Here is a 25,614-nt window from a genome sequence, read left to right as displayed (position 1 = left end):
CCTACTGCTCGCCCTCCGGGCGAATTTTCATCTCGGAGTTCTTCCACAGACCGGAGCGCTGGATAATTTCTTGGTCGATGTCCGCCTCGAGCGGGGCCTCGCCGCGGGAGTTGGTGCGCAGCTCATACTTTTCAATGGAGCCCCAGTCGCGCGCCCAATCGTTGTTGAGGTAGCTCGGGATCTCATAGGAGTAGTTCACTGCCTCCGCGGTTGCCAGCGCACCACCACCGGAGAAGGACTGGAAGTCCGTGAGGGAGGTTTGTGCGGCGGCGTCGGGAAGAATGCGGAACTGCGGGATCTCGGTCACGCCGGCGTAGTGGTCGAAGGTGCGCTGGCAGGGGAACTGCAGGGCGACGGACCAGTCGAGGAGTGCCGGGGTAGAGGAATCGAACTGGGAGTTGATGGTGGCAAGCTCCGGGACGCGCGGCGGGGTAAACGCCATCCAATCGTCTCCATCGGTGGAATCGTCTACCGCGACGAGGCGCACAACGTTGGCCTCCTCCGGGAGCTCGTCTAGAGCAATGCGGAGGTTGCGCCATTTGGGGGTCGCGCCGACGTCGGAAAGCTCGGCCTCACCCTTGTTGGTGACCTTGCCGTCCTTGAGCGTTCCGTACTCCAAGGTGAGCTCGGTGCCCTCCTGCTCCACTCCGTTGACGTCGTGGTGGTAAATCTTGCCGGCGGCAGCGACCGAGAGGACGGGGGTGTTTTCGCCAGGTTCCGGCAAGTTATACCACTGGGTGGTGATGGTGGCGGTCGAGCGCTGCGATTCATCGTAGGAGCCCATGACCGGGACCTTCCGGTAATCCAGGTTGAACGGCAGGTGCATCTCGGAGCCGTTGACACCCAGGGTTCCGCGCACGCCGCCGGCGGAGGAGTCGGTGACTTCGGTTGCTTTTTCTTCAGTTTCGGTCTCGGTTTGCTCGTTAGACGCAGCGGAGTCATCACTGGTGGTGTTGGCAATAGCGCCTACCGACGCCGAGTTGAGGTTCTCCGGCTCAATATCTTCCTTGATCATATTGGGGCCGAAACCGAAGTTGTCCTCCTTCTTGTCAACGAGCGAGTCCTGGAATTCGCCCTCGACTGGCGTGAGGAAGGATTCATTGGTGTTGGTCTCCACCATGGTGGAATCCGCCAGCGAGCAGGTATCGCCGCGCAGGGAAGCCAGGTTGCCCTTGCCCACGGAGTAGGAATCCGCCTGGGCCACGTAGCCCTTGGCAAAGGAGGCACACGAGAAGGCCACGATGATAATGCAGGCCGCCGCAATCGGTGCGGACATGACACCCGCCCAGCGCGAGACCTTGGCGGCATTGGCGGCCTCGAATTCCTCGAGGGTGCCGGCGGCTTCGGCCTTGTTCTTGCGATAGCTGTGAACCAGGGACTGGTAGAGGCCAATCGCCAGGACCACCATGGCGATGGCCAGCACCACGGTGTTGGCCTCGATGCCCTTGAACTGCACGGTGCGGTCCCACCACGGGATGCCGAAGGAGGACACGTACCACCAGGCGTTCCAGCCGCCCAGGGAGATGGCCAGGAGGAAGATCACCGCGGCGATGGAGAAGGTCCGGGCACGCGGGGAGCGCATGGCAATCTGGGAAAGGACCACCGAGCCGAGCGCGGCGATGACACCGGCGACACCGGCGTAAATGCCGAAGTGGTGCGTCCACTTCGTCGGCGTGAACATGAGGAAGAAGGCCGAGAGCGCCATGATGGCCAGCAGGCGCTTGGTGGGATCTGCCTCCGCACCGACGACGCGGTGGTCCTTGATGAAGGCATAGATGATGAGCGCCAAGCAGAAGAGCATGGTGAACATGGCAAAACGGCGCGTCAGGGAGCCGTCCACGGAGGGCTCGAAGAGCGTGGAGTAGCGCACGAACTCCGAGTACCACGGCAGGGACGGGCCGACCGTGGAACGCACGCGAGTGGATTCGAGGACCGACGCCAGCGTTTGGTCCCCGAAGGCAGCGACCATGACAGCGGTGCCGCAGGCAAGGAACGGGGCGATGAGAGCTGTCCAGCCGATCTGGGGAGCGCGCTTGCCCATGATGCGGAACAGGGCGGGCAGGCAGACCAGGAAGATGCCCACCGCGGTGAGGCCGGTGGGGCCAGCGGCCAGGGTGATGGTGGCGATGATGGTGCCCACCGCCGCCGGAAGGAGGCGCTGGGTGGAGATGGCGCGCTCGAAAGAGGCCCACGTCAGCATGACGCCGAGGGCCACGATGGGCTCGGGGCGGATGCCGTTGTTATAGGGCAGCCAGAAAGCCAGGAACATGAACGCGGCGGTCCAGTGCGCCAGGCGGCGCTCGTTGACGCGAGCGCCGAAGCGCGGAAGCATCTCGCGCGACAAGATAAACCAGATGATGAGCGCTGAGATAAGCGCAGGCAGGCGCACGATGATAGACGCGCTGGAGAATTGCGCCAGCCATGCCACGAGGTCGTAGTACGGCGCGCCGAACGGGGCCTCGGGGACGCCGTACCAGCGGTAGTAGTTCGCCATATAGGTCGCGTGATCGGAAACGCGTCCCATGGTGAGGATGAAGCCATCGTCGGAGGTATTAGCACCGAAGATGTACCACCAGCCGAGAACAGCCGCCACGACGCCATCGAGCGGGCGGATCTGCTTCCAGGTTTCGGGCATGAAGCCGAGGCGTTTGCCATCGAGGCGGTCGATTCGCCACAGGCAGACCAGGCTGATGACCACCATGGCCAGGCCCAGCCACATGGCGATGAGCTTGAGCGGTGTCGGGGAGGAGGTGAAGCGGGAGTTGATCTCCACGTGGATGCGGAGGTCGTCGCCAAGCTCGGCGAGGTTCTCCGGAGTGTCGTCGATTTCGGTGTAGACGCCGGTGACCTGAGGGCGGAGATCCTCCTCGGAGGTCTCTTTGTGCTTGCCCAAGGAGACGGTGGTGCCGTCACCGGTGGATTGGATGCGGAGCGTGGAGTCCTCAGGCAGCTTCGCCACCTGCTCGGCCGTGAGAGAGAAAATGACCTCATCGAGGCTGGTCACCGAGAGACCATCCTCGCCGGCGCGGACAAACATGCCGCGGTTGGAGGCCTTCTTGGACTCTGGGGGCACGGTGCCGTAAAGCAGGTCCTGGCCATCGCGCAGCTTATCGACGGCCTTCAGAGGGATCTCTGCATCGATCTCCTCCGGCGCCACCGAGATGAGCGGGGCGTTGATGGACTGCAGGGACTCCTGCTGGGGCCAATCGAAGGAAGATTGGGTTTGGTTCACCGGCAGCAGCGGCGTGGCCACAAAGCACAGGAAACCGATGAATCCAGCGATGATGGCGGTGAGCCGCAGAGACTGCGGTGCTCGCAGTGAAGAGGTATTCCGATCTGACACGGCGATCAGTCTACGTCACCGCCATGGCTTATTAAGATCTGGCCGCGACGACGAAGGGGCCAATTTGTTTAGTGGTCCAGCCTTCTTCAAAGACCTCCGGGTTGAAGAACACCGCGCGGTAGCGCACGTTGGGCTGATTGGGGTAAATGTCTTCTGCCAAGTGCGTCTTGTAGCCATCCCCGGGTTCTTCGATATCACCGCGGAAGATGAGCACGTCTGGGCCGCGCCACGGTGAAGACTCGAGGGAATGCGAGAATTCCTTCGGAGTCTGGTCCCAGGAATTGGAAGCCCACTCTTCAATCTGCAGGTTACGGGTGCTGAACTCTCCCAACGGGTTGGCATAGTTGCTGGTGAAGGCGTTAAACCCGTAGTAGGGGTTATAGGCCATGAAGAGCTTTTCGTCCGTGAGGACGACGGTGTCGTCGGCCGCGTAGCCCTGGGCGTCGATGAACTCACGGATCTTTCCGTAATTAGCGGAAGAATCGCTGGTGTAGCGGTCCGCGCGCTCCCCGTAGCCGTCGGTATCGGTATAAGCGTGATCCAAGGCGGTCACGTTCGTCGCGGGGATCTGCTGCGCATAGTAAATACCGCCCAGCCCCATGATGATGGCAAAGACCAGGGTCACGCGCTTGCTGGTGGTCTCAGTAATGCCCGCCGGGTAGAGGGTGGGCAGGCCCATGAGGCGGACGTCGGCCAGCGCGAGAATGCCCGCCGTGGCGAAGAGCACCGCGACCATCAGCTCCAGGCGGAAGCCCAGCAGCGTGCTGCCGGCAAGAGTCATGACCATGGAAGCTAAAGTCCACAGGTAGGTACCGACGAGCGCGGTGCCCATAGCTCGGATTTCGGGCTCATCGACGCGCAAGATGAGGTAGATCAGGCCAATAAGGCTGAGGGCGCCGATGACGGACAAAGAGAGGAAGGGCGCCGGGATTTGGGTGCCCTCCTCCGGCAGGTAGTGCTGCGCGGTGGATTCTAGCGGGGCGGTGGTGTGCAGGACGGCGTGCAGATACGGTGCCCAAGCAATCGCGGCGATGGCCAGGGATCCGGCCGCGATGGCGGCGAGGCGCACGAGGGGAGTCCACGTACGGTCGCCCACGCACGTGACGAGTGCAATGAGGCTGACGATGGTAAGCGCCACGGCTCCCGTGTACAGCGTGTAGAAGCAGGCGGAGATTCCGAGGTAGATGGCGATTGCGGCGGCGGAGAACCACGAGGAGCCGTAGAAGGCGTGTGAACACAGGACAGCTACCGCTGGTACGCCCATTGCGATGACCGCGGAATACGGTTCTTCAGCGCCGATGGTCAGGGTCACCGCTGTGGTGGTCAAGGCAATGGCGGTGGCCACAGGTAGGGAACCGGCAAGCCGCTGCCACAGCGGAACCAGGATGCACCCGGCCACAGCCAGGGAGATGAGGCTCCAGGGTTGGTAGACCTCCCAGCCGGGCATGTTGAGGATGTTGGCCAGCCGGCCGCCCAACCAGAACCAGCCCAGCGGGTAGAAGGTGGGCAGGCCCTCGTAGTTCATGTCCGCATAGGAGCTGGCTTCTGTGGCGCGGGTGAGGAATTGGGTGCGGAATACCTGGTCGACTTGGACACCGTCGAGCCACAGGCGGGAGGCCGCAAGAGGCAGGCCGATGCTGGTCAGCGTGAGCAGCGCGGGCGACATGTAGCACACAGCGGTGGTGAGCCACGTCCGCCAACGGGGGCGCGGCGAAGCGCCAATCACCCACCACGCGCACAGAGCGCCCACCAGCAGAACGGTGAGCGCAGTTCCCGCCGTGCTCAACGCACGGGTCACCATCGACGTACTGAACGCCGGGAGGGAGACCGTTTTGAAGGCAAAGAAGCCAAGAAGCGTGACAAGGCCGCCACCTAGAGCGGCGGCGGCGATACCCACGAGGGTGGCGCGACGCGATAGGCGGTCGACGTCATATTCCATGGTGGGGGACACGGCGGGAGACGACATGGTGGGAGACTCAGTCATGTAAGTAGTTTCCCACACGCCGTGGACATAGCGGAACTTTAGAAAGGCAGCTTCCGGAAGATCGCCTGCGGGATGAACTTGAATCCCAAGGACACGTACTCAAACAGCGGGTGCACGAAGATGGACTGCTTGCCGTCCAGGACCGCCTTGACGGTGGCCTTGGCCACGTCGGAGACGTTGACGGTCAGTGGCGCTTCGCCGGCTTCCGCCGACATCTTGGTGCGGACCTGGCCCGGGCGGACCACGAGCACGTTGGCGCCGGAGCCGCGCAGGGCCTCACCGAGGTTGATGAAGAAGCCGTCCACGCCGGCCTTGGAGGCGCCGTAGACAAAGTTGGAGCGGCGCACGCGCATGCCGGCGACGGAGGAGATCGCCACGATGGTGCCGTGGCCCTGCTCCTTGAACTTCTGGCCGAGCAAGACGCCGAGGGAGACCGGTGCGGTGTAGTTGGTCTGGGCGGAGGCGACGGCCTTGGCCTGGTCCTGCCACAGTTCTTCCTGGTCACCGAGGGTGCCGAAGGCGATGATGGCAACGTCGACGTCGCCGCGCTCAAAGGCGCGCTTGACGACGTCCCCGTGGCCCTCGAAGTCAGTCGCGTCAAAGTCGATGACCTCGACGTCGCCGCCGCGGGACTCGATGGTCGCGCGGGCATCCGCGATACGCGGGGAGTTGGCGCGTGCCGCGAGGGTGACCTTGGCCGGGCCGCGCTCGAGGAATTCTTCGACGATGCCCAAGCCGATTTCGGAGGTGCCGCCGAGAAGGAGGATGTGTTGTGCTTGGCCTACTGCATTCAGCATGAGGTGATTCCTTTCTAGTGCAGCTCGAGGCGGCGGGACATATCGGAGGCGAAGACGCCGGTCGGGTCGATGTCGTTGCGGGTCTTGAGCCAGCCCTCGAGGCCCGGGTACATCTTGTGGAAGTTCTCCGCCGAGGTGCGGGACTCCTTGGCCAGGTAGAGGCGGCCGCCGAATTCCATGACGCGCTTATCCAGATCGTCGAGGAAGGCGCCCAGGCCCGGCTTGATGGGGAAGTCCACGCAGACATTCCAGCCTGGCATCGGGTAGGACAGCGGGGCCTTGTTTCCGGGGCCGAAGAGCTTGAACACGTTGAGCGCGGAGTAGTGGCCGGAGCGCTGCATGTCCCGGATGATCTCCTTGAAGGGCTCGACGGCGTCGGTCGGCACCACGAACTGGTACTGCAGGAAGCCGTTGGAACCGTAGCCACGGTTCCACTCGCCGATGAGATCCAGCGGCTGGTAGAACTGCGTGAGGTTCTTGACCTGGTTACGCGCCGGGGAGCCCATGAGGTAGTAAGCCTCACCGATAGCCATGAGGGAGAGCTTGTTCATGGTGAAGTTCGGGAAGATATCCGGAACCGTCATCAGCTGCGGAGCATTGAACTTCAGTGGGTCCTTCGCCAGCTTCGGGGCGAACTCCTCGAGCTGCTCCAAGGTGGCCAAAGAGCCGCGCGAAATGGTGGAGCGGCCCAGCTTCGGCTCCGGGGAGATAACGTCGAACCACGCGGAGGAGTACGTGTAGTTGTGCTCCGAGCCATCGGAGTGGAAGGCCACGGTCTCATCGAGGTTATCGGTGCGGTCGGTATCCGCGATGAAGTAGGCGGTTTCCGTCTTGGTCATCTTGATCTGCGCGCGCAGGATGATGCCGGTCAGGCCCATGCCGCCGACGGTGGCCCAGAAAAGATCTCCTTCTGGATCCTCATCTGAGCCCTCTGGGCTCAGATGTAGGACGCGGCCATCGGCGACGAGCAGCTCCATGGAGGTGACGTGGTTACCAAAGGAACCGGCGGAGTGGTGGTTCTTGCCGTGGATGTCCGGGCCGATAGCGCCGCCGATGGTGACCTGGCGGGTACCCGGCAGGACAGGAACCCACAGGCCGTAGGGCAGAGCGGCCTTCATGAGCTGGTCAAGGGTGACGCCACCGTCGACGTCGACAATGCCCGACTCCGGATCGATGGAGTGGATCTTGTTGAGGGGTTGCATGTCGATGACGAGGCCACCGGCGTTTTGCGCGGGGTCACCGTAGGAACGGCCCATACCGCGGGCGATGACGCCACGGCGCAGGTGGGCGGGCTTATCAGCGTTGTCCTCAGCCACCTGGGCGACGGCCGTCTTGATGACGTCGACGTCTGGGGTAGACAAAACGTGGGCGGTTGTCGCCGCCGTGCGGCCCCAACCGTGGAGGGACTTCTCAGTAGTATGCAGTTCCATCTCTTACTCTTTGATTCGATGTGATGGGTCGGTTCTCTACCCTACCTAGGTGACAGTGCCTGTGGCGTGAGTGAAAACGTGAGATTAGGTACAAAAGCCAAGTAAACGGAACATTTGTACTGTCCGGTCATGTGGTTTTAGTTCGGAATTAGTACAGATCCATGATCTCGCGGATCTCTTCCGGCAGCTCTTCCTGGGAGGTAATCTCCGGGCCGTCATACTCACGGAGGATCTCGTAGACTCTTGCCCTTGAGACGGAATCGAGGATGGGGAGTTCCTCGGCGATGAGCCGCGTCATGAAACCATTGAGCGGCAGCGAGGTGTGTTCGGTGGCCAGATAGTGGCCGTGGCGCTTGTCTTCCTCGGCGCGCTCATCTTGCGCTGCTCGCTGGGCCGGGGTGAGGTGCTCTTTTTTGGAGGAGTACATGCACGGTAGCCTACCGCCCGCCTAAAGTGGGGCGGTATGACTTCTCCCAAGCAAGACAATTATGCGCTGGATGACACCCTTGCCGGACGCATCACCCAGGCTGCGGCCGTGGGCATCATGACCGCGTTCCCTGACTGGATCAAGAATAAGACTGCGCTCGTTTTCGCCTATGTGCTGTCCTTCCTCGGATTCGGCGCGCTCGTGGCTATCACTAATGCAGAGAGCCATGAGGACCGCCCGGAGCCGGAGACCCCCGACGTTCCCGTGTGGGCCATCCCAGTTGCTTTCGCCATTCTTGTGCTGGGTGGATGGATCACCGTGAAGACTGAGCAAAGCGTGGTCCGGTTTATTCGCCGCCGTGGGGCGGCAAAACCCTGGACGGTATGGGGCGGAATTAGTGCTGCCATCGTCCTCATCCTTAGCGAGCTTGAAGCACGCGAGCTCACCGCGCGTAACTAAAAATGCGTATGGTGGGGCACATGAGCTCACAGGTCACAGATTTGGCGCAGGTCCGCGCCAATCGTGGTGAAACCCTCCTGTGCCAGGTATCCAATGTTCGCGCAGAAGCAGAGGTTCACCGCCAGATCGGTTTCTCTGACGCGCTCACGTTGGAAGAGCTCCACCACATTCTTGAAATCTGCTTCGGGCTGCCGCAAGAGGATTCACCGTGGCACTTCTTTGAGCACACAGATGCCCGCGGCCAGCGCATCGATCCGAGCCACACCGTGCGCGAATTCTTGAGCCGCGAAGGCGAGCAGGTTGATTACGCCTGGGGGCTGTGGGACTTCGAAATCGTTGTGGTGGAGACCTACCCGCGCGATAGCGGGACGCCGGAGGCCCTGTGCGTGGGCGGTTCCGGTTCTTTCCAGACCCCCTTTGATCTCACCGCCGTGAATGCGGAGCTCACGGGCCAGGAAACCATCGATGAGGTGTTGGATCTTGTTATTAGTCCCGTCCGCGCGCTGATTGAGAGAACCCGTCTCTACGACTTCGTTCCGCTCCTCCAAGCACTGGATCTGAAGCGTGAGGTAAGCATTGATGCTCAGGCGTTCCGCCAGCTGCGCACCTTGCCGCGCGAGGTGACGAATGAGGGCAAGGATGCTTTCTGGTCCATGGCTCTGGCACTGTCCTGCATGGGCGGGCGCGAGTTGACTGATTCCGTCGTAGAGACCGCCATGGCGGCGCTGGGTTGGGTCGATGATGACGGTGAGGAATTACGTGGTTCGGCGATTCGGGAGCTGTGCTCGGCGTCGCTTAAGGTTTTGTCATCCCTCGGCGCCTATGGCGAAGATGCCGTCGCGCCCGTGGACCGCCTGGACATTTACCGCGCCCTTATCCGCGGGTAGAGTATTTCGCCGTGACTGAACCTACCTCTAGCATGAAGACCCAACTCGTGCGCTTCGTGTCCGTCGGTGTTTTCACCGCCGCGATTGATTATGGCCTGACCCTCTTCCTTACTTATTTGGGTCTGCATCGCTCCCTGGCGAAGGCGATTGGCTGGGTCTTCGGCACCATCGCCGCCTATGTGGCCAATGCCCGGTGGACTTTTGGTGCCCAGGTTTCCGGCCGCACCGCCGGTGCCGTGGGCTTGCTGTACCTGTCCACCTTTGCAGTACAGAATTTCCTGTATTGGGTGCTCAACGCCCCGCTGATCAGCTTGGGCTTTGAAGGCGCGGTCAAGGACACCATCGCCTTCGTCATCGCACAAGGCGTTGCCACGGTGACCAACTTCGCCATTCAGCGCGCCTTCATCTTCAAAGGAAAGTAGCCATGCCCGGTCGCGCCGAACGCCTCTCACGGTCGAATTCCCTGCAGGCGCAGGGCGCGAAGTTCGCGATCACGGGAGCCATTGCCGCGCTTATCGACGTCTCCCTGACCTGGCTCTTTCAAATTGGCTTAGGGGTATTCGGCGATGTGGCCTCGCGGACCGTAGGCTTTGCCGCCGGCACCTTCGTGGCTTATTTATTGAACCGGCGGTGGACCTTCAACGCGCGGGCATCGAAGCGCCGCTTTGCTGCCGTGTTTGCCACCTACGCCATGACCTATGCGATCAACATTGTGCTGTATCGCTGGGCTTTCCCCTTCTTTGATCACACGCTGGACTGGCCTTCGTCCTGGGCGCTGGCGGTCGCTTTCGTGATTGCCCAGGGCACGGCAACGCTTATCAACTTCTTTGTGCAGCGGTGGGTGATCTTCCGCAGCACGCGAAAGTCCTTTGAGGTTTAGGGCCGGCGGAAGTCTTCCTTGCGTCCGCGGTTGTGCAGGCGCAGCCACTCCATAAAGCCCTTCACGTCATGCTGCTGCACGATGAAGAACCAGCCAAACCGCGCGAATTCTTGCGGCAGCAGCTTGCGCATGCCGCGCTGCCACAGAAGGTAGCCGCGGTTACGGTAGGTAAAGAAGCGCTTGAACTCGCCTTCCGGGTATTGCGTGTGCATTTTGCCGCCGAGGATGGGCTTGAACTCATCGGAGCCATCCGGGTGCAGGTAGCTCGTGGTCAGCGCGGTGCCGAAGTTTAGGCCCGAGTTGACCAGGCGGCGGTGATACTCCACCTCATCGCCGCGGATGAACAGGCGGTAGTCCGGAACACCGATGATCTCCATGGCTTCTGCGGAGATGAGCGCGCCGTTGAAGAGGGAGGCAATGCCGGGGAGGAAGTCACCCTCCAGCTCGTTCATGTAGCGCCGCCACACCAGGCCCTGGCGCAGAGGGAAGGCCAGCTTGGCGGGCTCGTTGATGTTGCACACGGCGGGGGAGACTTCGTGGAGTGCGTTGTTTTCCGCAACCCGGTAGAGCTCCTCTAGCACGTGGTGGTCGGCGGGGCGTCCGTCATCATCCGCGCACCACACCGCATCTGCCCCGAGGGCCAATGCCGTAAGGAAGCCCAGCGCGAAGCCGCCTGCGCCGCCAAGGTTGGTCTCGGAAGGCACGTAGACGCCGCGCTCACCGGCCAGTTCGTGGAGGAGCTCCTTCACTGCTGCTTCCGCACCGTTATCCACCACGATGACCCATTGCACCGGGTGCGTCTGGTTCACCACCTGCTCAAGGGAGGCGCGTAGCAGCTCCACGCGCTGGTGGGTGACGATCACAGCGGCCGTTGTTCCGGCCTGGGACAGGGTGGCAGTCATGGGTTCTATTGTGCCACCCGCATGTGGCGCTCAGGTGCGTGACATGGAGGTGGCCGAGGTTTAGGCGTTGAAGCCCGGAATCTTGATGAGACCGGAGTTCACAGCATTGACAACACCAGCAATGAGGCCCAGCACAATCGCGGCGATGGAGGTGCCAACGAGGATCTCAGCGGTGGTGCCCACCGGGTATTCCTTGGCGGTGTCATTCTTCAGGGAAGACATGGCCACGTCCTTGGCGGAGCCGGCAGTCTCAAGTCCTTCTTTGATTTCCTCAGGAGTGCTGCTGCCCTCGCTGCTGCCTTTGCTGCTGATAGCTTCAGCGCCCTTCTCAATGCCGTAATCCACGGAGGAGGCGAAGCCGTCACCGCCGACGAGTTCCTTAGCCCCTTGCTTCAGGATGTAGCCAAAGACCTCAGCCTCGGAGACCTCAGAAGAACCCTTCTCAGCAGCAGTAGCCGGGGCGATGGACAGGGACAGTGCAGTGGCGGCGGCAACGGCAGCGGCGGTGAAACGCTTCATGGAGGTACTCCTTGGAAGAAAGGTAGAGGTAGCGAAAGTAAAGAAAATGATAAAGAAGTGAAGGCTAAAAAGTATGCGATATGGAAAAGCTCCAGCCCTCAAAGGACTGGAGCTAGAACTTCAAAGCTAAAAGCTTGATGCGTTCAGATTAGAACGGAAGGGAAACGCCCGGGATGAGGCCGTTCTGAACTGCAGTGTAAGCAGCGCCGAGGACGGCAGCGGCGATGCCAACGCCCCAGAGGATGTCAGCGGTGGTGCCAGCAGCGTAGCCCTGCTTGAGATCGTTGTCGTAGGAAGAGCCGTAGAATTTGAACCAGTCCTTGGAGGAGTTGGTCGACCATTCTCCACCTTGAGCCTTAGAGCTGATGTCTGAGGAACCCTCATGCGGATCAGAAACACCATTGGCAGCAGCGGCGCCGAGAAGGTCAAGAACTCCCGTGGCTACCTGGACGTCATCGGAGTTAGTTGCAGCAGAGGCAACACCAGTGGACAGGGACAGTGCGGTAGCGGCGGCAACAACGCCAGCAGCGAAACGCTTCATGATAGGGCTCCTTAGAGTTAAGAGAGAACGGTGCCTGTGATTCAGGCTCGCGACAATTTTAGCTTGAAAGGAACTAAGAAAAAGAGCAAATAGAAAAAGTATCTATCGTGATTCACCCATACAGGGGTATGCATTCTTCCAGCGCATGGGCCCATTGACGAGTTCCGCACACAGTAGAGTGACCTTATGACCGTACGAAGCGTTGAAGAAATGTGGGCTCCCTTTCGAGTTTCCATCCACGTGGGTGACCTGACCCTGCGGGTGCTGCGTGATAACGACATCGCTGCGATTCATGGTGTCACTGCCGCCGAGATTTTTGGTGAGCCGCTACCGGATTACACGTTTCCGTGGTTGAAGCAGAAGCCTGATCCGAGTTTCCGGTGGGCGCACCGTGCGCAGATGTCCCCGGAAGAATGGTCGCTGGACTTCGGTGTGCACCTTGATGGTGAAGTCATTGGTTCTGTGGATCTGCGGGCGAAGAGTTTTCCCGATAACCATGAGGTCGAAACTGGCTCGTGGATCTACCACCGCCTTCAGGGCCGCGGGATAGGTACGCAGGTTCGCCACGCCGCTGCGGTCTTTTGTTTTGATTACTTGGGTGCGCGCACGTTGCGCTCCGAATGGGAGCCGGGCAATGAGGCGTCCCAGGCTGTATCACGCAAGCTGGGGTACACCATCGAAGGCAATAAGGCCGTGCTGAGCAAAGAAGATTACCAGCCGGGGCCGGAAGTGATTGTGGCCGGGATGAGTGAGGAACTGCGCGAGCTTTTGGGAGCAAACTTCGCAGTATGACGAATCATTCGTGAAAATAGGAGAGTATCGACTCGTTTTCACGGATACTTGTACAATATTGGCATGCTTAACGCGCGGACCATCTCAAAAATTGACGCTCTTCTTGATCAGTATGCGGCGTTGCGGGAGGACGCCCCCGAGGCCGTCGCGGAGATTGCACGCGCAGAAGTGGCGGAGTCAGTGTATAACTCGAACGCCATTGAGAATTCCACGCTGACCTTGGAAGACACCGAGAACATCCTGTCAGGGTTTACTGCTGGGCCGCATGATTTGCGGGAAGTTTTTGAGGCTAAAAACCTGGCGGACGTGACTGAGGAACTTATTCGGGGCGTCGGTAAGCTCGATGCAAACCTCATTCTGCGACTGCATGGCATGTTGCTTCGCGGCATCAATGACGACTGGGCGGGGCGCTTTCGTCGAAGGGGGGAGTGGGTTCGCGTGGGCGCTCATATGGGAGCCAACCCTGAATACGTGGACAGGCTGGTGGACACAGCCATTGCCGAATACTACGAGGACACTAGTTTCTTTGTTGACCGAATCGCGCGGTTTCATGCGGAATTTGAAACCATTCATCCTTTTTCAGACGGCAATGGGCGCATCGGGCGCGTCATTATCAATCAACAGCTCTTGGAGCTAGGGGCACCGCCCATCATCATTCCGAACAAGGGAAAAGAGCGCCACTATTACCCTGTGTACCGTGGCTACCCAGTTAGTGGGGACTTCTCTGCGCTGAGCACGCTCATCGCGCGGCAACTCATCGAGTCCCTACACAAGCGCATAACGCTCATGACCGCGCCGAAGGTGATTCGCCTATCGGAATGGGCAAAGGCTAATGGCGTTTCTGGTTCCGCGGCAGCCAATAAGGCGGCGCGGGGTACCATCCCGGCCTTCCGGCAGCGCGGAACGTGGATGATTGATGCGCAGTATGGCAGTGACAACAAAGGCCGTGGCTAGGCGTTCTCCTCGTTGTCGAAGCGCTTGCGCAAATCCCGCACGTACTGGCCCACCTCAGGGCCTTCGTACTCGCCGACGACCTCGGAGACCTCGCCCACCGAGCGAATCTGGCCGTGGTCGATCCACAGGGCGGTATCACACAGCTGCGCCAGGAAGTCGTTGGAGTGGGAGGCAAAGACCAGGATGCCGGAGCGCTTCACCAGGTCCTGAAGACGGACGCGGGCCTTGGCCATGAAGGCGGCGTCGACGGCGCCGATGCCTTCGTCGAGAAGCAGGATCTCCGGCTCAATGGAGGTCACCACGCCCAGTGCTAGGCGCACGCGCATACCGGTGGAATAGGTGCGCAACGGCATGGAGAGGTAATCACCCAGCTCAGAGAATTCCGCAATCTCATCCATCTTGGCCTTCATCTGCTTGATGGTCTGGCCCAAGAAGAGGCCGCGAATGATGATGTTGTCGTAGCCGGAAACCTCCGGGTCCATGCCCACGCCGAGGTCAAAGACGGGAGCCACGCGCCCGCGCACGTTGGCGGCGCCGCGGGTGGGCTCGTAGATACCGGAGAGCAGGCGCAGCAAGGTTGTTTTGCCCGCGCCGTTGTGGCCAACGAGGCCGACGCGATCGCCCTCACGCAGGTGGAGGTTGATGTCCTTGAGCGCTTCCACCATGACCACGTTCTGGTCATTCTTGCCAATGGAGCCACCGGCCGTGGAGAGCATCGCCTTCTTGAGAGAGCGGGACTTGGCATCAAAGATGGGAAAGTCCACGCAAGCGTTATACGTATCAATGGAAACCATGGACGATCCTTTCTAGACCCAGTAGGAGACGCGGAAGCGCCACTGGCGCATGGCCAGGCCGGCGATGAGCAGGCCGGCGACGGTGCAGGCGATGACGATGAGCCAGTGATAACCGGCGACGGGCTCGCCAATCATGGGGGCGCGGATGATCTCCATGTAGTGATACAGCGGGTTGATCTCAGCGATGCGTGCGCGGCTGGCCACGGCACCACCCTGATCCTTCAGGGTGTTGGTCATCCACACGATCGGCGTGACGTAGAAGAGCAGCTGGGTTAGAGCCTCCAGCAGCGGGGCAACGTCACGGAAGCGGGTGGCGATGATGCCGAAGAACATGGCAACCCACACCCCGTTAACCAGGAAGAGTCCTAGCGCAGGGATGAACAGGAAGAACTCCCAGCCCAAGTGGCGCGGGAAGATAAGAATGAGCAGCAGCCAGATGATGAGGTTGTGACCCAAGAAAAGGGTTTGCCGCCAGACCAAGCGGTAGACGTGCACCGACAGTGGCGCGGGCAGCTGTTTGATTAGGCCCTCGTTGTCGATGAAGACCGTCGAGCCTTCTTTGATGGCGCCCGAAATGAAGTTCCACATAATCAGGCCCACGGTCACGTGGGGCAGGAACTCCGCCACGGGGATCTGGAAGAGCATGGAGTACAGCAGGCCAAGCGCCGCGGCCATGACACCGGTTGCGATGGTGATCCAGAACGGACCCAGCACCGAGCGGCGGTAGCGCTGTTTAATGTCTTGGATGCCCAGCTTGAACCACAGCTCGCGCTGGCGAGCGCCTTGCAGGAGATCGGCGAAGGCCGCCGACATGGTCATGGAACGCGAGGCCGGCTCCTCGCCGGGTGCAGGCGCGGAGGTCATGCGGGCGACGTCGTCACGCAGGTTTTTCTTGTCTTGCACGCCCTTCACCCTAGCGCGCACGTCCCACAAACACCTACACACACGCCCGTAACCTGGGAAAACACGGGCGAGCTGGGAAAACCGAGGGTTAGGAAAGATTCAGGTGGGGCGTATAGAGTAGGGGGCGTTCATCCGCATCGGAAGGAAGGGTTGAAGCATGACGGAACAGTATGACGTCGCCAGCGTGCGAGGTCTTTACACTGGTCTGTCCGATGGTTGGACCTACCTGAACGCGCATGCCGCGCCGCAGATTGCGGAGCGCGTGGCCTCTGGCGTTGCCCGTTCTTTCCGCATGTCCGCCACGGTGAAGCCGCTGGAGGACGCCGTAGGTGCGCACTCGGCGCACAACGATCCGGGGGAGCTTAACGCGGCTGACATGTATGCCTCCGCGCGCCGGGCGGTGGCGGATCTCACGGGTGCCACGGCGGAACGAGTCATTCTGGGCCCGTCCTTGCCGGTGCTTTACCAGTCCTTGGGCGTTGCACTGCGCCCGCTGCTGCGCCGCCAGTCTTCGGTGGTGCTCTCCCGCTTTGATTCGCCGGAGATGACACGCGCGTTTGAGCACGTGGGCGCTGATATTCGGTGGGCGCAGCCGGATTTGGGTACGGGCGAGCTCCCAGCCTTCCAGTACGCCGATCTGGTTGATGGCTCGACGCGATTCGTCGCTTTTTCCGCCGCGCACGAGCTGCTGGGCACGGTCACGTCGGCCTCGGACATAGTTGATGCGGTCCATGAGCGTTCGCGCGCATGGGCGCTTGTCGACGTCTCATCGATCGCCCCCTACCGTCTCCTCGACTTTGATGCGATTGGGGCAGACATTCTTGGTGTGGATGTGGGCGCGCTGGGTGGCCCGCAGATGGCGGCGCTGGTCTTCCGCGATACCGCGATGTTCCGCCGCCTCGATGAGATTGTCGTTGGCCCGGTCTCCGCGGGCTTGGCGGGCGGCGTTGGACCCTTGGTGGATCATCTAGCGGAACTCGCCGGCGGGGAGCGCGGTTCGCGCCGCGTGCGCCTGACGCGTTCGATGGAAGCCCTCGCGGGTTACATGGAGGATCTCACGGGGGATCTCTATAGCTTGTTGGGCACGCTGCCGGCCGTTCACATCCTGGGCGTGACGGGTGAGGCGGCTGCCGACGCCTCCGATGATCGCCTCCCACGCCTCACCTTCGCCGTGCGCGATGTTCCGGCGGATGTGATCCACCGCCGGCTCTTCGACAATGGCTTGGTTACTACCATCGCCCCGCACACCCCGCTGCTCACGGAGATGGGCGTGGAAGAGGTCGGCGGTGCCGTCACGGTCTCGTTGAGTCCGTTTAGCACGTACCACGACGTTGAGCACTTGACCCGCGTGGTCGCGTCCCTGGCTTAGACCTCGAGGACCAGCTTGCCCGTGACCTCGCCGGAGTCGAGGGCTTGGTGGGCTTCGGAGGCGTCGGCAAGCGCAAACGTGCGATGCAGGTGGTGCTTGACGCTGCCGTCCTCCAGCCAAGGCCAGACGTTCTTAACGGTATCCGCAACGATGGCGGCCTTGCCCTCCAGCGAGCGGGAGCGCAGCGTGGTGCCCTGCAGCGTCAGGCGCTTGTTGAGGAGGATGCCCATGTTGAGCTCGGCCTTTGTTCCGCCCTGCATGCCAATGGTGACCATGTGGCCGCCCTTAGCTAGCGCGATGAGGTTCTTCTTGAGGTACTTCGCACCCATGATGTCGAGGATGACATCGCACTGGTTTTTCAGTTCCTCGGCGAAGTCCTGCTCGTTGTAGTTGATGAGGATATCCGCGCCGAGCCCCTTACACGTCTCGAGCTTTTCTGCGGATCCTGCCGTCACCGCGACGGTGGCGCCCAGTTGTTTCGCCACCTGGATGGCGAAGGTACCTATGCCGCCCGCGCCGCCGTGGATGAGGATGGTCTGGCCCTTGTTTAGTTTCGCCTCCATCGCGATGTTCGACCACACGGTGCAGGCCACCTCGATGACGGATGCGGCCTCGGCAAAGGAATAGCCGCTGGGGATGGGTAGCAGCTGGCCCTTGGGTACGGCCACGTACTCGGCGTAGCCGCCGCCGGCCAGCAGTGCGCCGACCTTGGATCCAACCTCGATGTCGGTGTCGCCTGCGTCGACGACTTCGCCTGCGACTTCGAGACCAATAATCTCCGAAGCGCCCGGCGGCGGTGGGTAGTGCCCGCGGGTCTGGAGCAGGTCGGCGCGGTTTACGCCGGCGGCTTTGACTTTAACGAGGACTTCGCCGTCTTGGAGCTGTGGCTTATCGGTTTCCCCCAACTCCAGCGAGTGTGGGTCTTCCAGATTGGTCTGAATGATGGCTTTCATGCCACACCACCGTACTTAAGTCCAATCATCCTCGACGAGAAACGCGTTGACCGCGATGGCTGCGGCGTTGGCCTCGCCCATCGCTACCGCCACCTGTGCTGGCGGGTTAACCACGTTGCCCACGGCCCAGATGCGCGGGTGGCTGGTGGCACCGGCTGGGCCCACCTTGATGAGGCTTCCGCCCATCGCAGCCGGCGGGCTGTGGCGTTCGAGGTTGAGGTCAGCGAGGAACTCATCGTGCGGGTGAGGAACAGGCATGTAGAACAGCGCATCGACGGCATGGGGTGTGCTCCCAACCAGGACCTTTCCATCTTGGAAGGCGGTGACGGGGCCGTCGACAAGCGCAATGCCCCGTCGAGTCAGGTCCGCGCGCTGCTCCTCGGTGAGCTCCATGCCGTTGGTGAAGAAGGTGATGTCCTTGGACCACTGGCGCAGGAGTGCCGCATGGTGCAGGGAGAACTCGCCGATGCAGAGCACGCCGAGCTCCTTGTCTGCTACCTCGAACCCGTGGCAATAAGGGCAGTGGAGGACTGTATCTCCCCAGTTTTCTTCGAGGCCCGGGATGTCAGGATGCACATCGTCCACGCCGCTGGCGACGATGATGGAGCGGGCAGCGACGGTCTCTCCGTTGCTCAACGTGGCGGTGAGCGTGCGGTCATTATCGGTGACGGAATCTATGGTGGTGTTTAGGATCTGCGCGCCGTAGCTGCGCAGCTGCTCTTTGCCGCGCTCCTGGAATTCAAGGGGTGGTGTGCCCTCGAGGGCGATGACACCGTGGATTTCGTGGGCGAAGCGGTTGCGGGGAGTGGCGGAATCAACTACGAGGACACTGCGGCGGGCGCGGACCATGACCAGCGCTGCCTGAAGGCCGGCCGCACCACCGCCGATGATGAGGGAATCGACTGTCTGCATGGGCCCGAGTAAACCAGAGCAAGGTGCGTGCGGCAATGGTTTTCCGTAGGTTGTGTTGGGCGCTTTGCACAACGTGATGAGGCGAATTCTTCTCCCGCCGCGGAGTCTAGTACTCTGAACGTGTTGCGCGCGGTGCATGCTGACGCGTGACGAGGAGGCGTGGCAGAGCGGCCGAATGCACTGGTCTTGAAAACCAGCGTGGGGAAACTCACCGCGGGTTCAAATCCCGCCGCCTCCGCCAACTGTTTCTGGGGGTCATTTGTTCAGGCTCTGCTTCTTGTCCTGCGCGGCTGTAACGAAGCTCAGAACGCATCCTGCCAGTAGGAATCCGCTAATTTGCAGGTGGGTGGCCCAGTTTCCTCCGCCGCCAGCGACGGCGAGAAAAATCGAAAATGCAACTGCGGCAAGGCAGTGGATGGTCAACCGGCTATGTGTGCTTAGACGTCGTTGTGGCCAGGCTTTCCCGATGGCCCAGCTCACTGCTGTGAGAATGGCGTAAAAGGTGATTCCCGCTAAGGCCCCTGGAACAAGGTAGAGCATGGATTCATCTCCTCTCGGGGGAATAATGGTTGTGGTAAGGAAGGCGGTTTCGTGATGTCAGAGGATAACTATTCGGCGTGGGTAGAGACTGATTATCTTTTCGGCTCCCCAGTCAATGCTCGCCGGCTATTGGAGTCTTACGAGCAAGTGCTGGACGGAAAGGCTAAGGAGCACGACATCGATCTAGATGTGTAAGAACTATCTTCTGATCGAAGTGGAGTATTCACCTTCTGGCAGGGTGGAACCGGTTTTGTTTATCTGAGAGGAATTTTGCCTATTTCCGGTAAACATCTCGTCGGTGAGCAACGCGTAGCACGAGCACCACGAGCTTTCCGTCTAAGATCTCGTAAACCACGCGATAGTGTCCGACTCGAATTCTATACAGGTCGTCCGAGGCTTTTAACTTCTTTACTCCATCCGGGCGAGGGGTAACGGCCAAGTCTTCGATTGCAGCAAGTAGTCGCCTCTGTGTCGGCCTGTCGAGCTTGCGTAGCTCCTTGGCTGCGGATGCCTTATAGGTGATGCGATAAGTGGAGTTAGCCATAGAAGGCGATTAGGTGAGGCCCAGTTCTTTTTTAAGGTCTTCGTGTGAAATCTCTACGGACTCTCCTCGGGCAAGTTCAGCGGCCTGAACATCTTCACGATCTTCCAGTGCTTCGACTGCGCGGGCGAAAAATGAAGGAGAGACGACAAAAGCGCGAATCCGGCTTCCACGACTAGTGATGGCGACGGGTGTGTGCTGTGCCTCTTCAAGAATTTGGCTTTGGGATTGGCGGAATTGGCTGGATGCCACTGACATCGTTTTCATACTGCAAATGTACATCTTGTACATTTCGGTGGGCAAGGGCCGCGGGATATCGGGTTGCTGTTTATCCGATCCGCCCCGCCAGGATGCGAGGCAGCGCCTCCGCTGCGGTGGCGGTGACCACCACGCTGGCAAGCGGCGAGAGGTCCGTGGGCTGTGGGGTGACTTCCACGATGGGGATGCCGCGCGCATGGGCAATCTGTGGCAGGCCGGCGGCGGGGTAGACCACGCCGGAGGTTCCAACGATGAGCAGCGCGTCCGCGGTGGACATGCGGCGCTCGGCCTCGGCCCATTCGTCGTCGGGCAGGGCCTCGCCGAACCACACCACGCCCGGGCGCACGAGCCCGCCGCACACGGGGCACTCGGGTGGAGTGATGCTCTCGACCGGTTCGTTCGGCAGTGCAATGTCCTCGTCATACGGCGTATCGCAGTCGGTGCAGCGGAATGCGAACAAGGAGCCATGCAGGTGAACCACGTCTTGGCTTCCGGCGCGCTCGTGCAGGTTATCGATGTTTTGCGTGGTCACCGTCATGCCGCGTGCGGCAGCAATTGCGCGGTGCCCGGCGTTGGGCTCGGCCCGCTGCGCCAGCTGTGCGCGCCACAGGTACCAGGCGAACATGGGCTTAGGCTCATTACGCCATGCGCTTATCGACGCCATCGCCACCGGATCCACATTCTCCCAGATACCCGTCTGCGCATCGCGGTACGTGGCGATGCCGCTATCCGCGCTCATGCCCGCGCCGGTGAACACCTCGACGTGGGGGGGCATCAGAAAGAATCGAGTGTGCGCGCTCAAACAGGTGCTCCATATGCCTAGAGTACGTCGATGAGCACGCAGAATGCTATGGATGCAGTGAGGGCGATGCCCATGCGCCACAGGTAGCGCCGGCCCGGTTCGTGCGCGGTGTTGATCTGCAGCTTCGATGGATTCGTGGGGAAGACTGCCATGCACATGGGGTCTGTGGGCTCGTTGTAGACGCCCATGCCACCGGCAAAACGAAGTGCTTCGTTGCGAACCTTTTCATCATCGTCGGTTGGTATGGCTTTCACAGCCTTCGCAGATGTCAGCGTTAACCGGACGCCCTGAATCATGATGAACACGGTGAAGGCTATCCACGCGGCCACGAGGAGAAAGCCCGAGAAGGGGATATCCGGAATGACGGTGCAGACCGCAGTGAGGCACACGCAGGCCGTCATGGTGAGGACTGTCTGGGCAATGAACGTGGAGGTCTTTCCAGTGAGCAGCTCCGCGCGCTGTGCCGTGGCCTCGGAGAACGGAAGAGTTGACTCTGCCGGAACATCCATTGTTTTTCGAGCCAGCGAGATCGGCGGCACGCACAGCGGCAGCGCAATGGCGAACACAACGCCGATCCACACCAGGACCGTTGCGTTGAGGAAAGATTTGGGCTCGAAGCGGTCCGGGTTGCCCGAGCCATCGAAGTGGACCGGGATGGGATCAGGCACCGAATCCCAGCGCAGCAGCATGTACACCAGCGTGAGAGCACACACCACAGCGGTAGCGACGTAATACTGGCGGCTTCTCATGCCAGTGAGTTTACAAGGCGACCGGCCGAGGACCTCTGCGAAAGGCGTCTGGCAAAAGGCATCAACCAGAAGGCGTTTTTGGCTCTGAAAACGCCTTCTGGTTGATGCCTTTTACAAGATGCCATGTGAGCAGAGGAGACTGAGCAAGAGTGCGGGCTATGTGTCGTTGTGATCTTGCCAGGCGTCGATGCCGCCGCGCAGCGAGTAGACGTTGCTGAAGCCGTGGGTGCGGAATGGGTCTTCATTGGTAATGAGCTTAAAGGGCGACCGGCTGATTCTTTCCACGCTACGTGGTCTGGGTGAGCAGGTAGAGTCGAGCCCAAGCTGACCAAGAACCGGAAAGGACAGTAGCCGGCAATGGAACCTTATGTTGGAATTGTCGTGATGGAGCTTGCTAAGAAGTCCAGTTCATCTGCCCAAAGCTTCTTCCGCGAGGACTTTTATATTGTGTATGCGGAGTCGGAAGAGAAGGCCCGAGAGCGCGTTGAAGCGATGGCGAACGAGCAGGCCGATGGAGAGGATGTGAAGGTACGGCACATCGTGGATGTCGCGCCAGCCCTCTATGGTTATGTAGACCGCGATTGCGATCTTTACTCGCGGCACTTTGCGAACCTAGAGGACTACGAGCGTTTCGAGATGAAGCTCGGCGGAACCGACCCGTTGGCTGATTAATCGTAGACTTCGCGAAGAAACCTGCTGACTCTCTTCTGCATTGGCCTGGCTAGCTTTCGGAAGGCTTTCGCACCGCGCGGCGTGAAGTTAATTCTCCACGCCACGTTCGGCCTCTAGGTCATCGAGAGAAATGGTCTCTAGCTCGCCTCGGCGTCGGCTTCGGCCGAGAGTTCGGAGATGTGCTCTTGCCAGGCGTCGATGCCGCCGCGCAGCGAGTAGACGTTGCTGAAACCGCGGGCGCGCAGGGTCTCGACGGCCTGGGCGGAGCGCAGGCCGCTGGCGCAGTAGAGGACGGCGAGGTCGGCGGGGTCTAGTGGCGGGTTGTGGCCGGCGAGGATCTCATCGAGCGGGAGATGCTGCGAGCCGGGGATGAGGGAGGCGGCGCGCTCGGGGGCGGTGCGGACGTCGATAAGCGTGGCGTCCTCTGGGATGTCGCGGATGTCGGTGGGGTTGTCGGGGCGCGCCGGGGTGGCGCCGTTCGCGCGCACGGGGATGTATTCCCAGGTCCCGGCGAGGGAATCGTAGTAGCCCAGCGTGCCGATGAGCGGGGTGCCGATGCCCGTGAGGAGCTTGAGCGCTTCGACGGCTAGGGCGGAGCCGGCGACGCCGACGACCGGTCCCATCACACCGGCCTGCGAACAGGAGGGCACCTGCGGGTCGGTGGGGAAGAGGTCTTCGTAGACCGGGCCGTGGCCGGAGTGGAAGACGGTGAGCTGCGCGTCGTAGCCCAGAAGCGAGGCCCATACGTGCGGAATGCCCAGTTCATGGGCGGCCCAGGAGGCTAGGTGGCGGGAGTAGAAGTTATCGGTTCCGTCGATGATGAGGTCAGCGCCGCGCAGTTGCTCCAAGGCGGTATCGGGTGTCAGGCGCGAGAACTCCTCGACGGTGCACTCCGGGTTGAGGGCGTTCAAGGCCGAAGCGGCGGATTCGGTCTTGGGCTGGCCTACGGTTGCTGTGCTGTGGATGACTTGGCGGTGCAGGTTGGAGAGGGAGACGGTGTCGTCGTCGAAAAGCAGGATGCGTCCCACGCCTGCGCCTGCGAGATAGAGAAGGGCAGGCGATCCCAGGCCGCCGGCGCCGATGACGGCGACGGCGGAAGCGCGAAGTCGTTCCTGTGTAGAGGTTCCCCACAGGGCTTCCTGGCGTGCGTAGCGTGAACTCATTCCAGGCCTACCCACGTGGTGGTGTCATCGGTGTGCAGCTGTTCCTTCCAGATGGGGACTTCCGCCTTGACGCGGTCGGCGCAGGTAGAGGCCGCTTCGAAGGCGTCCTTGCGGTGTGCGGAGGCGGTGGCGACGATGAAGGCGGACTCGCCGATTTCTAGTTTTCCAGTCCGGTGTGCGCACCAGAGGCGCACGGCGGGGAAGGCGGCGGCGACTTCGCCGGCGACGCGTTCTATTTCCTGCTGGGCGCTGGGATGCGCGGTGTAGGTGAGGAGTTTGACGCCGCGGCCGGAGTCGTGGTTGCGCACGATGCCGTCGAATACAACGACAGCACCCGTTTCCGCGGTGGCGATGTCCGGGGCCGTGATGGGCTCGGTGCTGATGTGTGCGCCGAGGAGACCGTAGTTAGTGCTCATTGATGCCTTCCAGCTGGTTGATGATGTGGTGAAGAACTGGTTCGAGGACGGCGCAGCCGTCCTTGGCCGCACCCGTGGAGCCGGGCAGGGCCATGGCGAAAGTGGACCCGGTGACTCCGGCAACCGTGCGGGAGAGTGCCGCGGTGGGGATGGCCGCCGAGTGCGCGAAGAAGGCGTGGGCCAGGCCGGGCAGTTCGCGGTCAAGATGTGGGGTGAGTGCTTCGACGGTGCGGTCATCCGGCGTGATGCCGGTGCCGCCCGAGGTGAGGATGACGGAGGGGGCATCGGCGAAGGCAGTAGCGAGGGCGGAGTCGATATCGGCGTCCGCGACGACGAGGGGCTGCGGGGCATCGAAGCCCTGCTCACGGAGGAAGTTCACCAAGATAGGGCCGGAGCGGTCCTCGTACTCGCCGGCGGCGGCGCGGGTCGAGGCAACGATAACGAGTGCGCGTCGGGTCATGAGAGCGGGAACACCTCCACGAGGTCGCCGGCTGAAAGCTGCGTATTAGCCGGGATACGGATAAGGGCAGTAGCACCGATGGCCTGGGACATCAGGTGGGAGCTGGTGCCGCCGAGAAAGGAGGCTTGGGCGGTGCCGTCGGAGATAGCTAGGGTGCCACGGCGGAACTGTTCGCGGTTGTTGAGGCCTTCGGCGGGCTCAGTAAGGTGTGCTCTAAATGGGGCGGGAGCGCGGCCGATAACGGGCGCCAAGTAGAGGCGGAAACTTACCAGAGTGGAGATGGGGTTGCCGGGGAAGCAGACAACGGGCACCTCGCCCAAACGCGACAGGCCCTGCGGGCCGCCGGGCTGCTGCGCCACGTGACCGAACCAGCCGTCCTCTTCGAAGATCTGGCGGATTACCTCAAACTTTCCGTGGGAGATGCCGCCGGAGGTGACGATGACATCGGGGCGGTGGGTGATGACTGCTTCGGCGAGGTCCGCGCGCAGGGCAGAAGGATCGTCATTCGTGCGCACGAAGCCGGCCACCTCGATGCCATATTGCGCGGCCAAGGCTGCGAGCATGGGCGCATTGGAATCGGGGATGGTGGCCTCGCCCGCGCCACCGATTTCCGCACCACCGGTGCAGATGAGGATGCGGGCGGGCGCGTACGTGAGGACCTCGGTGAGGCCCTGGGAGGCGAGGGTGGCGATGGAGGGGGCGTCGAGAAGCGCGTGCTCATTGATGAGGGGCGTGCCTGCCGTGACATCGGAGCCGGCACGGCGGATGAACTGCTCAGGGGATGCCGGCACGGTGACGGTGGCGCCCTCCTCGGGGAAGTGCGGGGGCTCGCAGTGCTCGACGGGGACGATGGTGACGGTGCCCTCGGGGATTTTCGCGCCGGTCATGATGGGCAGGGCGGTGCCTTGCGGGAGTGAGCCCGGGGGATCACCCGCCGCGATGGTGCGGCCGACGGTAAAGGTGCCGCCGTGTGTAGTCGGAAGCGCATAGCCATCCATCTGCGAATTATCAAAAGGTGGAAGGTTGTGTTCCGCGCGGTACGTGGCGGCGGCGCGGCGGCCGAAGGCGCTGCTCAGGGGTGTGGAGACCGCGCGGGGTTGTGGAAGGACCGCGCGAACGGCGGCAAGGTGTTCCTCATAGGTGCGCATCAGGTTCCTTCCTGTCACG

Annotated in this window: 31 protein-coding genes and 1 tRNA gene; 10 read left to right on the top strand and 22 right to left on the bottom strand. The window is 61.6% G+C overall.

The features are described from left to right. Position 1 precedes the first annotated feature (1 nt). The 5 genes from HMPREF2792_RS10525 to HMPREF2792_RS10505 all read right to left on the bottom strand — a co-directional run bounded on the left by HMPREF2792_RS10525 (position 2) and on the right by HMPREF2792_RS10505 (position 7,981). Positions 2 to 3,343 carry an arabinosyltransferase domain-containing protein gene (locus HMPREF2792_RS10525; RefSeq protein ID WP_070533453.1) on the bottom strand — a complete coding sequence of 1,114 codons (3,342 nt, stop codon included), beginning with the start codon at positions 3,341 to 3,343 and terminating at the stop codon, positions 2 to 4. Positions 3,344 to 3,374: 31 nt separating this feature from the next. After that, positions 3,375 to 5,327, bottom strand: coding sequence for a galactan 5-O-arabinofuranosyltransferase (locus HMPREF2792_RS10520; RefSeq protein ID WP_070533451.1), 1,953 nt, complete (start codon positions 5,325 to 5,327; stop codon positions 3,375 to 3,377). A 38-nt stretch (positions 5,328 to 5,365) separates the two neighbouring features. Continuing rightward, the gene (locus HMPREF2792_RS10515) at positions 5,366 to 6,124 is read right to left on the bottom strand and encodes a decaprenylphospho-beta-D-erythro-pentofuranosid-2-ulose 2-reductase (protein WP_070533449.1); all 759 of its coding nucleotides are present in this window, start codon (positions 6,122 to 6,124) and stop codon (positions 5,366 to 5,368) included. Between the two features lie 14 nt (positions 6,125 to 6,138). Next, positions 6,139 to 7,554 carry a decaprenylphosphoryl-beta-D-ribose oxidase gene (locus HMPREF2792_RS10510; protein WP_070533447.1) on the bottom strand — a complete coding sequence of 472 codons (1,416 nt, stop codon included), beginning with the start codon at positions 7,552 to 7,554 and terminating at the stop codon, positions 6,139 to 6,141. Between the two features lie 148 nt (positions 7,555 to 7,702). After that, a complete protein-coding gene (locus HMPREF2792_RS10505) occupies positions 7,703 to 7,981 on the bottom strand; it encodes a hypothetical protein (RefSeq protein WP_070520269.1) in 279 nt (92 codons plus the stop codon). A 36-nt stretch (positions 7,982 to 8,017) separates the two neighbouring features. On the opposite strand from HMPREF2792_RS10505, the gene HMPREF2792_RS10500 reads away from it, so the two are divergent. The 4 genes from HMPREF2792_RS10500 to HMPREF2792_RS10485 are packed head-to-tail and all read left to right on the top strand — an operon-like array spanning position 8,018 to position 10,207. Further along, positions 8,018 to 8,440, top strand: coding sequence for a hypothetical protein (locus HMPREF2792_RS10500; RefSeq protein WP_070520265.1), 423 nt, complete (start codon positions 8,018 to 8,020; stop codon positions 8,438 to 8,440). 20 nt (positions 8,441 to 8,460) lie between these two features. After that, the gene (locus HMPREF2792_RS10495; RefSeq protein ID WP_070533529.1) at positions 8,461 to 9,327 is read left to right on the top strand and encodes a plasmid pRiA4b ORF-3 family protein; all 867 of its coding nucleotides are present in this window, start codon (positions 8,461 to 8,463) and stop codon (positions 9,325 to 9,327) included. Between the two features lie 32 nt (positions 9,328 to 9,359). Continuing rightward, positions 9,360 to 9,749: a GtrA family protein gene (locus HMPREF2792_RS10490; protein ID WP_070520260.1), complete on the top strand. Its 390-nt coding sequence runs from the start codon at positions 9,360 to 9,362 to the stop codon at positions 9,747 to 9,749. Positions 9,750 to 9,751: 2 nt separating this feature from the next. Further along, positions 9,752 to 10,207 carry a GtrA family protein gene (locus tag HMPREF2792_RS10485; RefSeq protein WP_070520257.1) on the top strand — a complete coding sequence of 152 codons (456 nt, stop codon included), beginning with the start codon at positions 9,752 to 9,754 and terminating at the stop codon, positions 10,205 to 10,207. On the opposite strand, the gene HMPREF2792_RS10480 is transcribed toward HMPREF2792_RS10485, so the two are convergent. The 3 genes from HMPREF2792_RS10480 to HMPREF2792_RS10470 all read right to left on the bottom strand — a co-directional run bounded on the left by HMPREF2792_RS10480 (position 10,204) and on the right by HMPREF2792_RS10470 (position 12,169). Continuing rightward, the gene (locus HMPREF2792_RS10480; protein ID WP_070533445.1) at positions 10,204 to 11,109 is read right to left on the bottom strand and encodes a galactofuranosyltransferase GlfT1; all 906 of its coding nucleotides are present in this window, start codon (positions 11,107 to 11,109) and stop codon (positions 10,204 to 10,206) included. The two genes, HMPREF2792_RS10485 and HMPREF2792_RS10480, sit on opposite strands and share 4 nt — an antisense overlap. A gap of 60 nt (positions 11,110 to 11,169) precedes the next feature. Beyond that, positions 11,170 to 11,628 carry a hypothetical protein gene (locus HMPREF2792_RS10475; RefSeq protein WP_070533443.1) on the bottom strand — a complete coding sequence of 153 codons (459 nt, stop codon included), beginning with the start codon at positions 11,626 to 11,628 and terminating at the stop codon, positions 11,170 to 11,172. 148 nt (positions 11,629 to 11,776) lie between these two features. Then, positions 11,777 to 12,169, bottom strand: coding sequence for a hypothetical protein (locus HMPREF2792_RS10470; protein ID WP_070533441.1), 393 nt, complete (start codon positions 12,167 to 12,169; stop codon positions 11,777 to 11,779). A 186-nt stretch (positions 12,170 to 12,355) separates the two neighbouring features. Between HMPREF2792_RS10470 and HMPREF2792_RS10465 the strand changes: the two genes are divergently transcribed. Together HMPREF2792_RS10465 and HMPREF2792_RS10460 are read left to right on the top strand one after the other, a co-directional pair. Further along, positions 12,356 to 12,961, top strand: a complete 606-nt coding sequence (locus HMPREF2792_RS10465; RefSeq protein ID WP_070533439.1) for a GNAT family N-acetyltransferase — start codon at positions 12,356 to 12,358, stop codon at positions 12,959 to 12,961. Positions 12,962 to 13,024: 63 nt separating this feature from the next. Then, a complete protein-coding gene (locus HMPREF2792_RS10460) occupies positions 13,025 to 13,915 on the top strand; it encodes a Fic family protein (protein WP_158011599.1) in 891 nt (296 codons plus the stop codon). Here HMPREF2792_RS10460 and HMPREF2792_RS10455 read toward each other — a convergent pair. Both HMPREF2792_RS10455 and HMPREF2792_RS10450 read right to left on the bottom strand, forming a co-directional pair. After that, complete coding sequence (locus HMPREF2792_RS10455) at positions 13,912 to 14,709, bottom strand: galactan export ABC transporter ATP-binding subunit Wzt/RfbE (protein ID WP_070520246.1); 798 nt, start codon at positions 14,707 to 14,709, stop codon at positions 13,912 to 13,914. The two genes, HMPREF2792_RS10460 and HMPREF2792_RS10455, sit on opposite strands and share 4 nt — an antisense overlap. Positions 14,710 to 14,721: 12 nt before the next feature. Continuing rightward, complete coding sequence (locus HMPREF2792_RS10450) at positions 14,722 to 15,573, bottom strand: galactan export ABC transporter permease subunit Wzm/RfbD (protein ID WP_070533525.1); 852 nt, start codon at positions 15,571 to 15,573, stop codon at positions 14,722 to 14,724. A 196-nt stretch (positions 15,574 to 15,769) separates the two neighbouring features. On the opposite strand from HMPREF2792_RS10450, the gene HMPREF2792_RS10445 reads away from it, so the two are divergent. After that, entirely contained in the window at positions 15,770 to 16,981 is a 1,212-nt protein-coding gene (locus HMPREF2792_RS10445) for an aminotransferase class V-fold PLP-dependent enzyme (protein WP_070533437.1), read from the top strand. Here the strand turns inward: HMPREF2792_RS10445 and HMPREF2792_RS10440 are convergent. Together HMPREF2792_RS10440 and HMPREF2792_RS10435 are read right to left on the bottom strand one after the other, a co-directional pair. After that, on the bottom strand, positions 16,978 to 17,934 hold the full coding sequence (locus HMPREF2792_RS10440) for an NAD(P)H-quinone oxidoreductase (RefSeq protein WP_070533435.1): 957 nt from the start codon (positions 17,932 to 17,934) through the stop codon (positions 16,978 to 16,980). The two genes, HMPREF2792_RS10445 and HMPREF2792_RS10440, sit on opposite strands and share 4 nt — an antisense overlap. Positions 17,935 to 17,949: 15 nt before the next feature. Then, positions 17,950 to 18,846: an NAD(P)/FAD-dependent oxidoreductase gene (locus HMPREF2792_RS10435; protein WP_070533433.1), complete on the bottom strand. Its 897-nt coding sequence runs from the start codon at positions 18,844 to 18,846 to the stop codon at positions 17,950 to 17,952. 153 nt (positions 18,847 to 18,999) lie between these two features. Here HMPREF2792_RS10435 and HMPREF2792_RS10430 point away from each other — a divergent pair. Continuing rightward, positions 19,000 to 19,087 (top strand) — tRNA-Ser (locus tag HMPREF2792_RS10430). A 14-nt stretch (positions 19,088 to 19,101) separates the two neighbouring features. On the opposite strand, the gene HMPREF2792_RS10425 is transcribed toward HMPREF2792_RS10430, so the two are convergent. Beyond that, entirely contained in the window at positions 19,102 to 19,386 is a 285-nt protein-coding gene (locus HMPREF2792_RS10425; RefSeq protein ID WP_070533431.1) for a hypothetical protein, read from the bottom strand. A 54-nt stretch (positions 19,387 to 19,440) separates the two neighbouring features. Here HMPREF2792_RS10425 and HMPREF2792_RS13195 point away from each other — a divergent pair, with 54 nt between their 5' ends. After that, the gene (locus tag HMPREF2792_RS13195) at positions 19,441 to 19,581 is read left to right on the top strand and encodes a type II toxin-antitoxin system Phd/YefM family antitoxin (RefSeq protein WP_010188335.1); all 141 of its coding nucleotides are present in this window, start codon (positions 19,441 to 19,443) and stop codon (positions 19,579 to 19,581) included. A gap of 79 nt (positions 19,582 to 19,660) precedes the next feature. On the opposite strand, the gene HMPREF2792_RS10420 is transcribed toward HMPREF2792_RS13195, so the two are convergent. From HMPREF2792_RS10420 to HMPREF2792_RS13385, 5 genes are all read right to left on the bottom strand, one after another. After that, positions 19,661 to 19,930: a type II toxin-antitoxin system RelE family toxin gene (locus tag HMPREF2792_RS10420; RefSeq protein ID WP_070533429.1), complete on the bottom strand. Its 270-nt coding sequence runs from the start codon at positions 19,928 to 19,930 to the stop codon at positions 19,661 to 19,663. A gap of 9 nt (positions 19,931 to 19,939) precedes the next feature. Then, entirely contained in the window at positions 19,940 to 20,194 is a 255-nt protein-coding gene (locus HMPREF2792_RS10415; protein ID WP_369821997.1) for a type II toxin-antitoxin system Phd/YefM family antitoxin, read from the bottom strand. Positions 20,195 to 20,255: 61 nt separating this feature from the next. Continuing rightward, the gene (locus HMPREF2792_RS10410) at positions 20,256 to 20,960 is read right to left on the bottom strand and encodes an NAD-dependent deacylase (protein ID WP_070533425.1); all 705 of its coding nucleotides are present in this window, start codon (positions 20,958 to 20,960) and stop codon (positions 20,256 to 20,258) included. 44 nt (positions 20,961 to 21,004) lie between these two features. Then, entirely contained in the window at positions 21,005 to 21,736 is a 732-nt protein-coding gene (locus tag HMPREF2792_RS10405) for a DUF1648 domain-containing protein (RefSeq protein WP_070533423.1), read from the bottom strand. 156 nt (positions 21,737 to 21,892) lie between these two features. Next, positions 21,893 to 22,021: a rhodanese-like domain-containing protein gene (locus HMPREF2792_RS13385; protein WP_255366238.1), complete on the bottom strand. Its 129-nt coding sequence runs from the start codon at positions 22,019 to 22,021 to the stop codon at positions 21,893 to 21,895. A 72-nt stretch (positions 22,022 to 22,093) separates the two neighbouring features. On the opposite strand from HMPREF2792_RS13385, the gene HMPREF2792_RS10400 reads away from it, so the two are divergent. Then, positions 22,094 to 22,408: a DUF4288 domain-containing protein gene (locus tag HMPREF2792_RS10400; RefSeq protein WP_010188343.1), complete on the top strand. Its 315-nt coding sequence runs from the start codon at positions 22,094 to 22,096 to the stop codon at positions 22,406 to 22,408. 137 nt (positions 22,409 to 22,545) lie between these two features. On the opposite strand, the gene HMPREF2792_RS10395 is transcribed toward HMPREF2792_RS10400, so the two are convergent. The 4 genes from HMPREF2792_RS10395 to HMPREF2792_RS10380 are packed head-to-tail and all read right to left on the bottom strand — an operon-like array spanning position 22,546 to position 25,595. Beyond that, a complete protein-coding gene (locus tag HMPREF2792_RS10395; RefSeq protein WP_070533421.1) occupies positions 22,546 to 23,571 on the bottom strand; it encodes a ThiF family adenylyltransferase in 1,026 nt (341 codons plus the stop codon). Beyond that, complete coding sequence (locus HMPREF2792_RS10390) at positions 23,568 to 23,987, bottom strand: molybdenum cofactor biosynthesis protein MoaE (RefSeq protein ID WP_070533419.1); 420 nt, start codon at positions 23,985 to 23,987, stop codon at positions 23,568 to 23,570. The genes HMPREF2792_RS10395 and HMPREF2792_RS10390 overlap by 4 nt, the downstream gene beginning before the upstream one ends. Continuing rightward, positions 23,977 to 24,447 (bottom strand): MogA/MoaB family molybdenum cofactor biosynthesis protein, encoded by a 471-nt coding sequence (locus HMPREF2792_RS10385; RefSeq protein WP_070533417.1) that lies wholly within the window; start codon positions 24,445 to 24,447, stop codon positions 23,977 to 23,979. Before HMPREF2792_RS10385 ends, HMPREF2792_RS10390 begins: the two co-directional genes overlap by 11 nt. After that, positions 24,444 to 25,595, bottom strand: a complete 1,152-nt coding sequence (locus HMPREF2792_RS10380; protein WP_070533415.1) for a molybdopterin molybdotransferase MoeA — start codon at positions 25,593 to 25,595, stop codon at positions 24,444 to 24,446. The genes HMPREF2792_RS10385 and HMPREF2792_RS10380 overlap by 4 nt, the downstream gene beginning before the upstream one ends. Positions 25,596 to 25,614 lie beyond the last annotated feature (19 nt).

Origin of the sequence: Corynebacterium sp. HMSC068H04 (assembly GCF_001811255.1) — a bacterium.
GTDB classification, from domain to species: domain Bacteria; phylum Actinomycetota; class Actinomycetes; order Mycobacteriales; family Mycobacteriaceae; genus Corynebacterium; species Corynebacterium hesseae.
Note: the sequence above shows the minus strand (reverse complement) of the source record. Positions and strands in the feature narration are given on the sequence as shown.

Coding starts and splice junctions, on each gene's coding strand:
- HMPREF2792_RS10520 (WP_070533451.1), bottom strand. CDS start 5,327: ATGACTGAGTCTCCCACCATGTCGTCTCCCGCCGTGTCCCCCACCATG.
- HMPREF2792_RS10515 (WP_070533449.1), bottom strand. CDS start 6,124: ATGCTGAATGCAGTAGGCCAAGCACAACACATCCTCCTTCTCGGCGGC.
- HMPREF2792_RS10510 (WP_070533447.1), bottom strand. CDS start 7,554: ATGGAACTGCATACTACTGAGAAGTCCCTCCACGGTTGGGGCCGCACG.
- HMPREF2792_RS10505 (WP_070520269.1), bottom strand. CDS start 7,981: ATGTACTCCTCCAAAAAAGAGCACCTCACCCCGGCCCAGCGAGCAGCG.
- HMPREF2792_RS10500 (WP_070520265.1), top strand. CDS start 8,018: ATGACTTCTCCCAAGCAAGACAATTATGCGCTGGATGACACCCTTGCC.
- HMPREF2792_RS10495 (WP_070533529.1), top strand. CDS start 8,461: ATGAGCTCACAGGTCACAGATTTGGCGCAGGTCCGCGCCAATCGTGGT.
- HMPREF2792_RS10490 (WP_070520260.1), top strand. CDS start 9,360: ATGAAGACCCAACTCGTGCGCTTCGTGTCCGTCGGTGTTTTCACCGCC.
- HMPREF2792_RS10485 (WP_070520257.1), top strand. CDS start 9,752: ATGCCCGGTCGCGCCGAACGCCTCTCACGGTCGAATTCCCTGCAGGCG.
- HMPREF2792_RS10480 (WP_070533445.1), bottom strand. CDS start 11,109: ATGACTGCCACCCTGTCCCAGGCCGGAACAACGGCCGCTGTGATCGTC.
- HMPREF2792_RS10475 (WP_070533443.1), bottom strand. CDS start 11,628: ATGAAGCGTTTCACCGCCGCTGCCGTTGCCGCCGCCACTGCACTGTCC.
- HMPREF2792_RS10470 (WP_070533441.1), bottom strand. CDS start 12,169: ATGAAGCGTTTCGCTGCTGGCGTTGTTGCCGCCGCTACCGCACTGTCC.
- HMPREF2792_RS10465 (WP_070533439.1), top strand. CDS start 12,356: ATGACCGTACGAAGCGTTGAAGAAATGTGGGCTCCCTTTCGAGTTTCC.
- HMPREF2792_RS10460 (WP_158011599.1), top strand. CDS start 13,025: ATGCTTAACGCGCGGACCATCTCAAAAATTGACGCTCTTCTTGATCAG.
- HMPREF2792_RS10455 (WP_070520246.1), bottom strand. CDS start 14,709: ATGGTTTCCATTGATACGTATAACGCTTGCGTGGACTTTCCCATCTTT.
- HMPREF2792_RS10450 (WP_070533525.1), bottom strand. CDS start 15,573: ATGACCTCCGCGCCTGCACCCGGCGAGGAGCCGGCCTCGCGTTCCATG.
- HMPREF2792_RS10445 (WP_070533437.1), top strand. CDS start 15,770: ATGACGGAACAGTATGACGTCGCCAGCGTGCGAGGTCTTTACACTGGT.
- HMPREF2792_RS10440 (WP_070533435.1), bottom strand. CDS start 17,934: ATGAAAGCCATCATTCAGACCAATCTGGAAGACCCACACTCGCTGGAG.
- HMPREF2792_RS10435 (WP_070533433.1), bottom strand. CDS start 18,846: ATGCAGACAGTCGATTCCCTCATCATCGGCGGTGGTGCGGCCGGCCTT.
- HMPREF2792_RS10425 (WP_070533431.1), bottom strand. CDS start 19,386: ATGCTCTACCTTGTTCCAGGGGCCTTAGCGGGAATCACCTTTTACGCC.
- HMPREF2792_RS13195 (WP_010188335.1), top strand. CDS start 19,441: ATGTCAGAGGATAACTATTCGGCGTGGGTAGAGACTGATTATCTTTTC.
- HMPREF2792_RS10420 (WP_070533429.1), bottom strand. CDS start 19,930: ATGGCTAACTCCACTTATCGCATCACCTATAAGGCATCCGCAGCCAAG.
- HMPREF2792_RS10415 (WP_369821997.1), bottom strand. CDS start 20,194: ATGAAAACGATGTCAGTGGCATCCAGCCAATTCCGCCAATCCCAAAGC.
- HMPREF2792_RS10410 (WP_070533425.1), bottom strand. CDS start 20,960: ATGCCCCCCCACGTCGAGGTGTTCACCGGCGCGGGCATGAGCGCGGAT.
- HMPREF2792_RS10405 (WP_070533423.1), bottom strand. CDS start 21,736: ATGAGAAGCCGCCAGTATTACGTCGCTACCGCTGTGGTGTGTGCTCTC.
- HMPREF2792_RS10400 (WP_010188343.1), top strand. CDS start 22,094: ATGGAACCTTATGTTGGAATTGTCGTGATGGAGCTTGCTAAGAAGTCC.
- HMPREF2792_RS10395 (WP_070533421.1), bottom strand. CDS start 23,571: ATGAGTTCACGCTACGCACGCCAGGAAGCCCTGTGGGGAACCTCTACA.
- HMPREF2792_RS10390 (WP_070533419.1), bottom strand. CDS start 23,987: ATGAGCACTAACTACGGTCTCCTCGGCGCACACATCAGCACCGAGCCC.
- HMPREF2792_RS10385 (WP_070533417.1), bottom strand. CDS start 24,447: ATGACCCGACGCGCACTCGTTATCGTTGCCTCGACCCGCGCCGCCGCC.
- HMPREF2792_RS10380 (WP_070533415.1), bottom strand. CDS start 25,595: ATGCGCACCTATGAGGAACACCTTGCCGCCGTTCGCGCGGTCCTTCCA.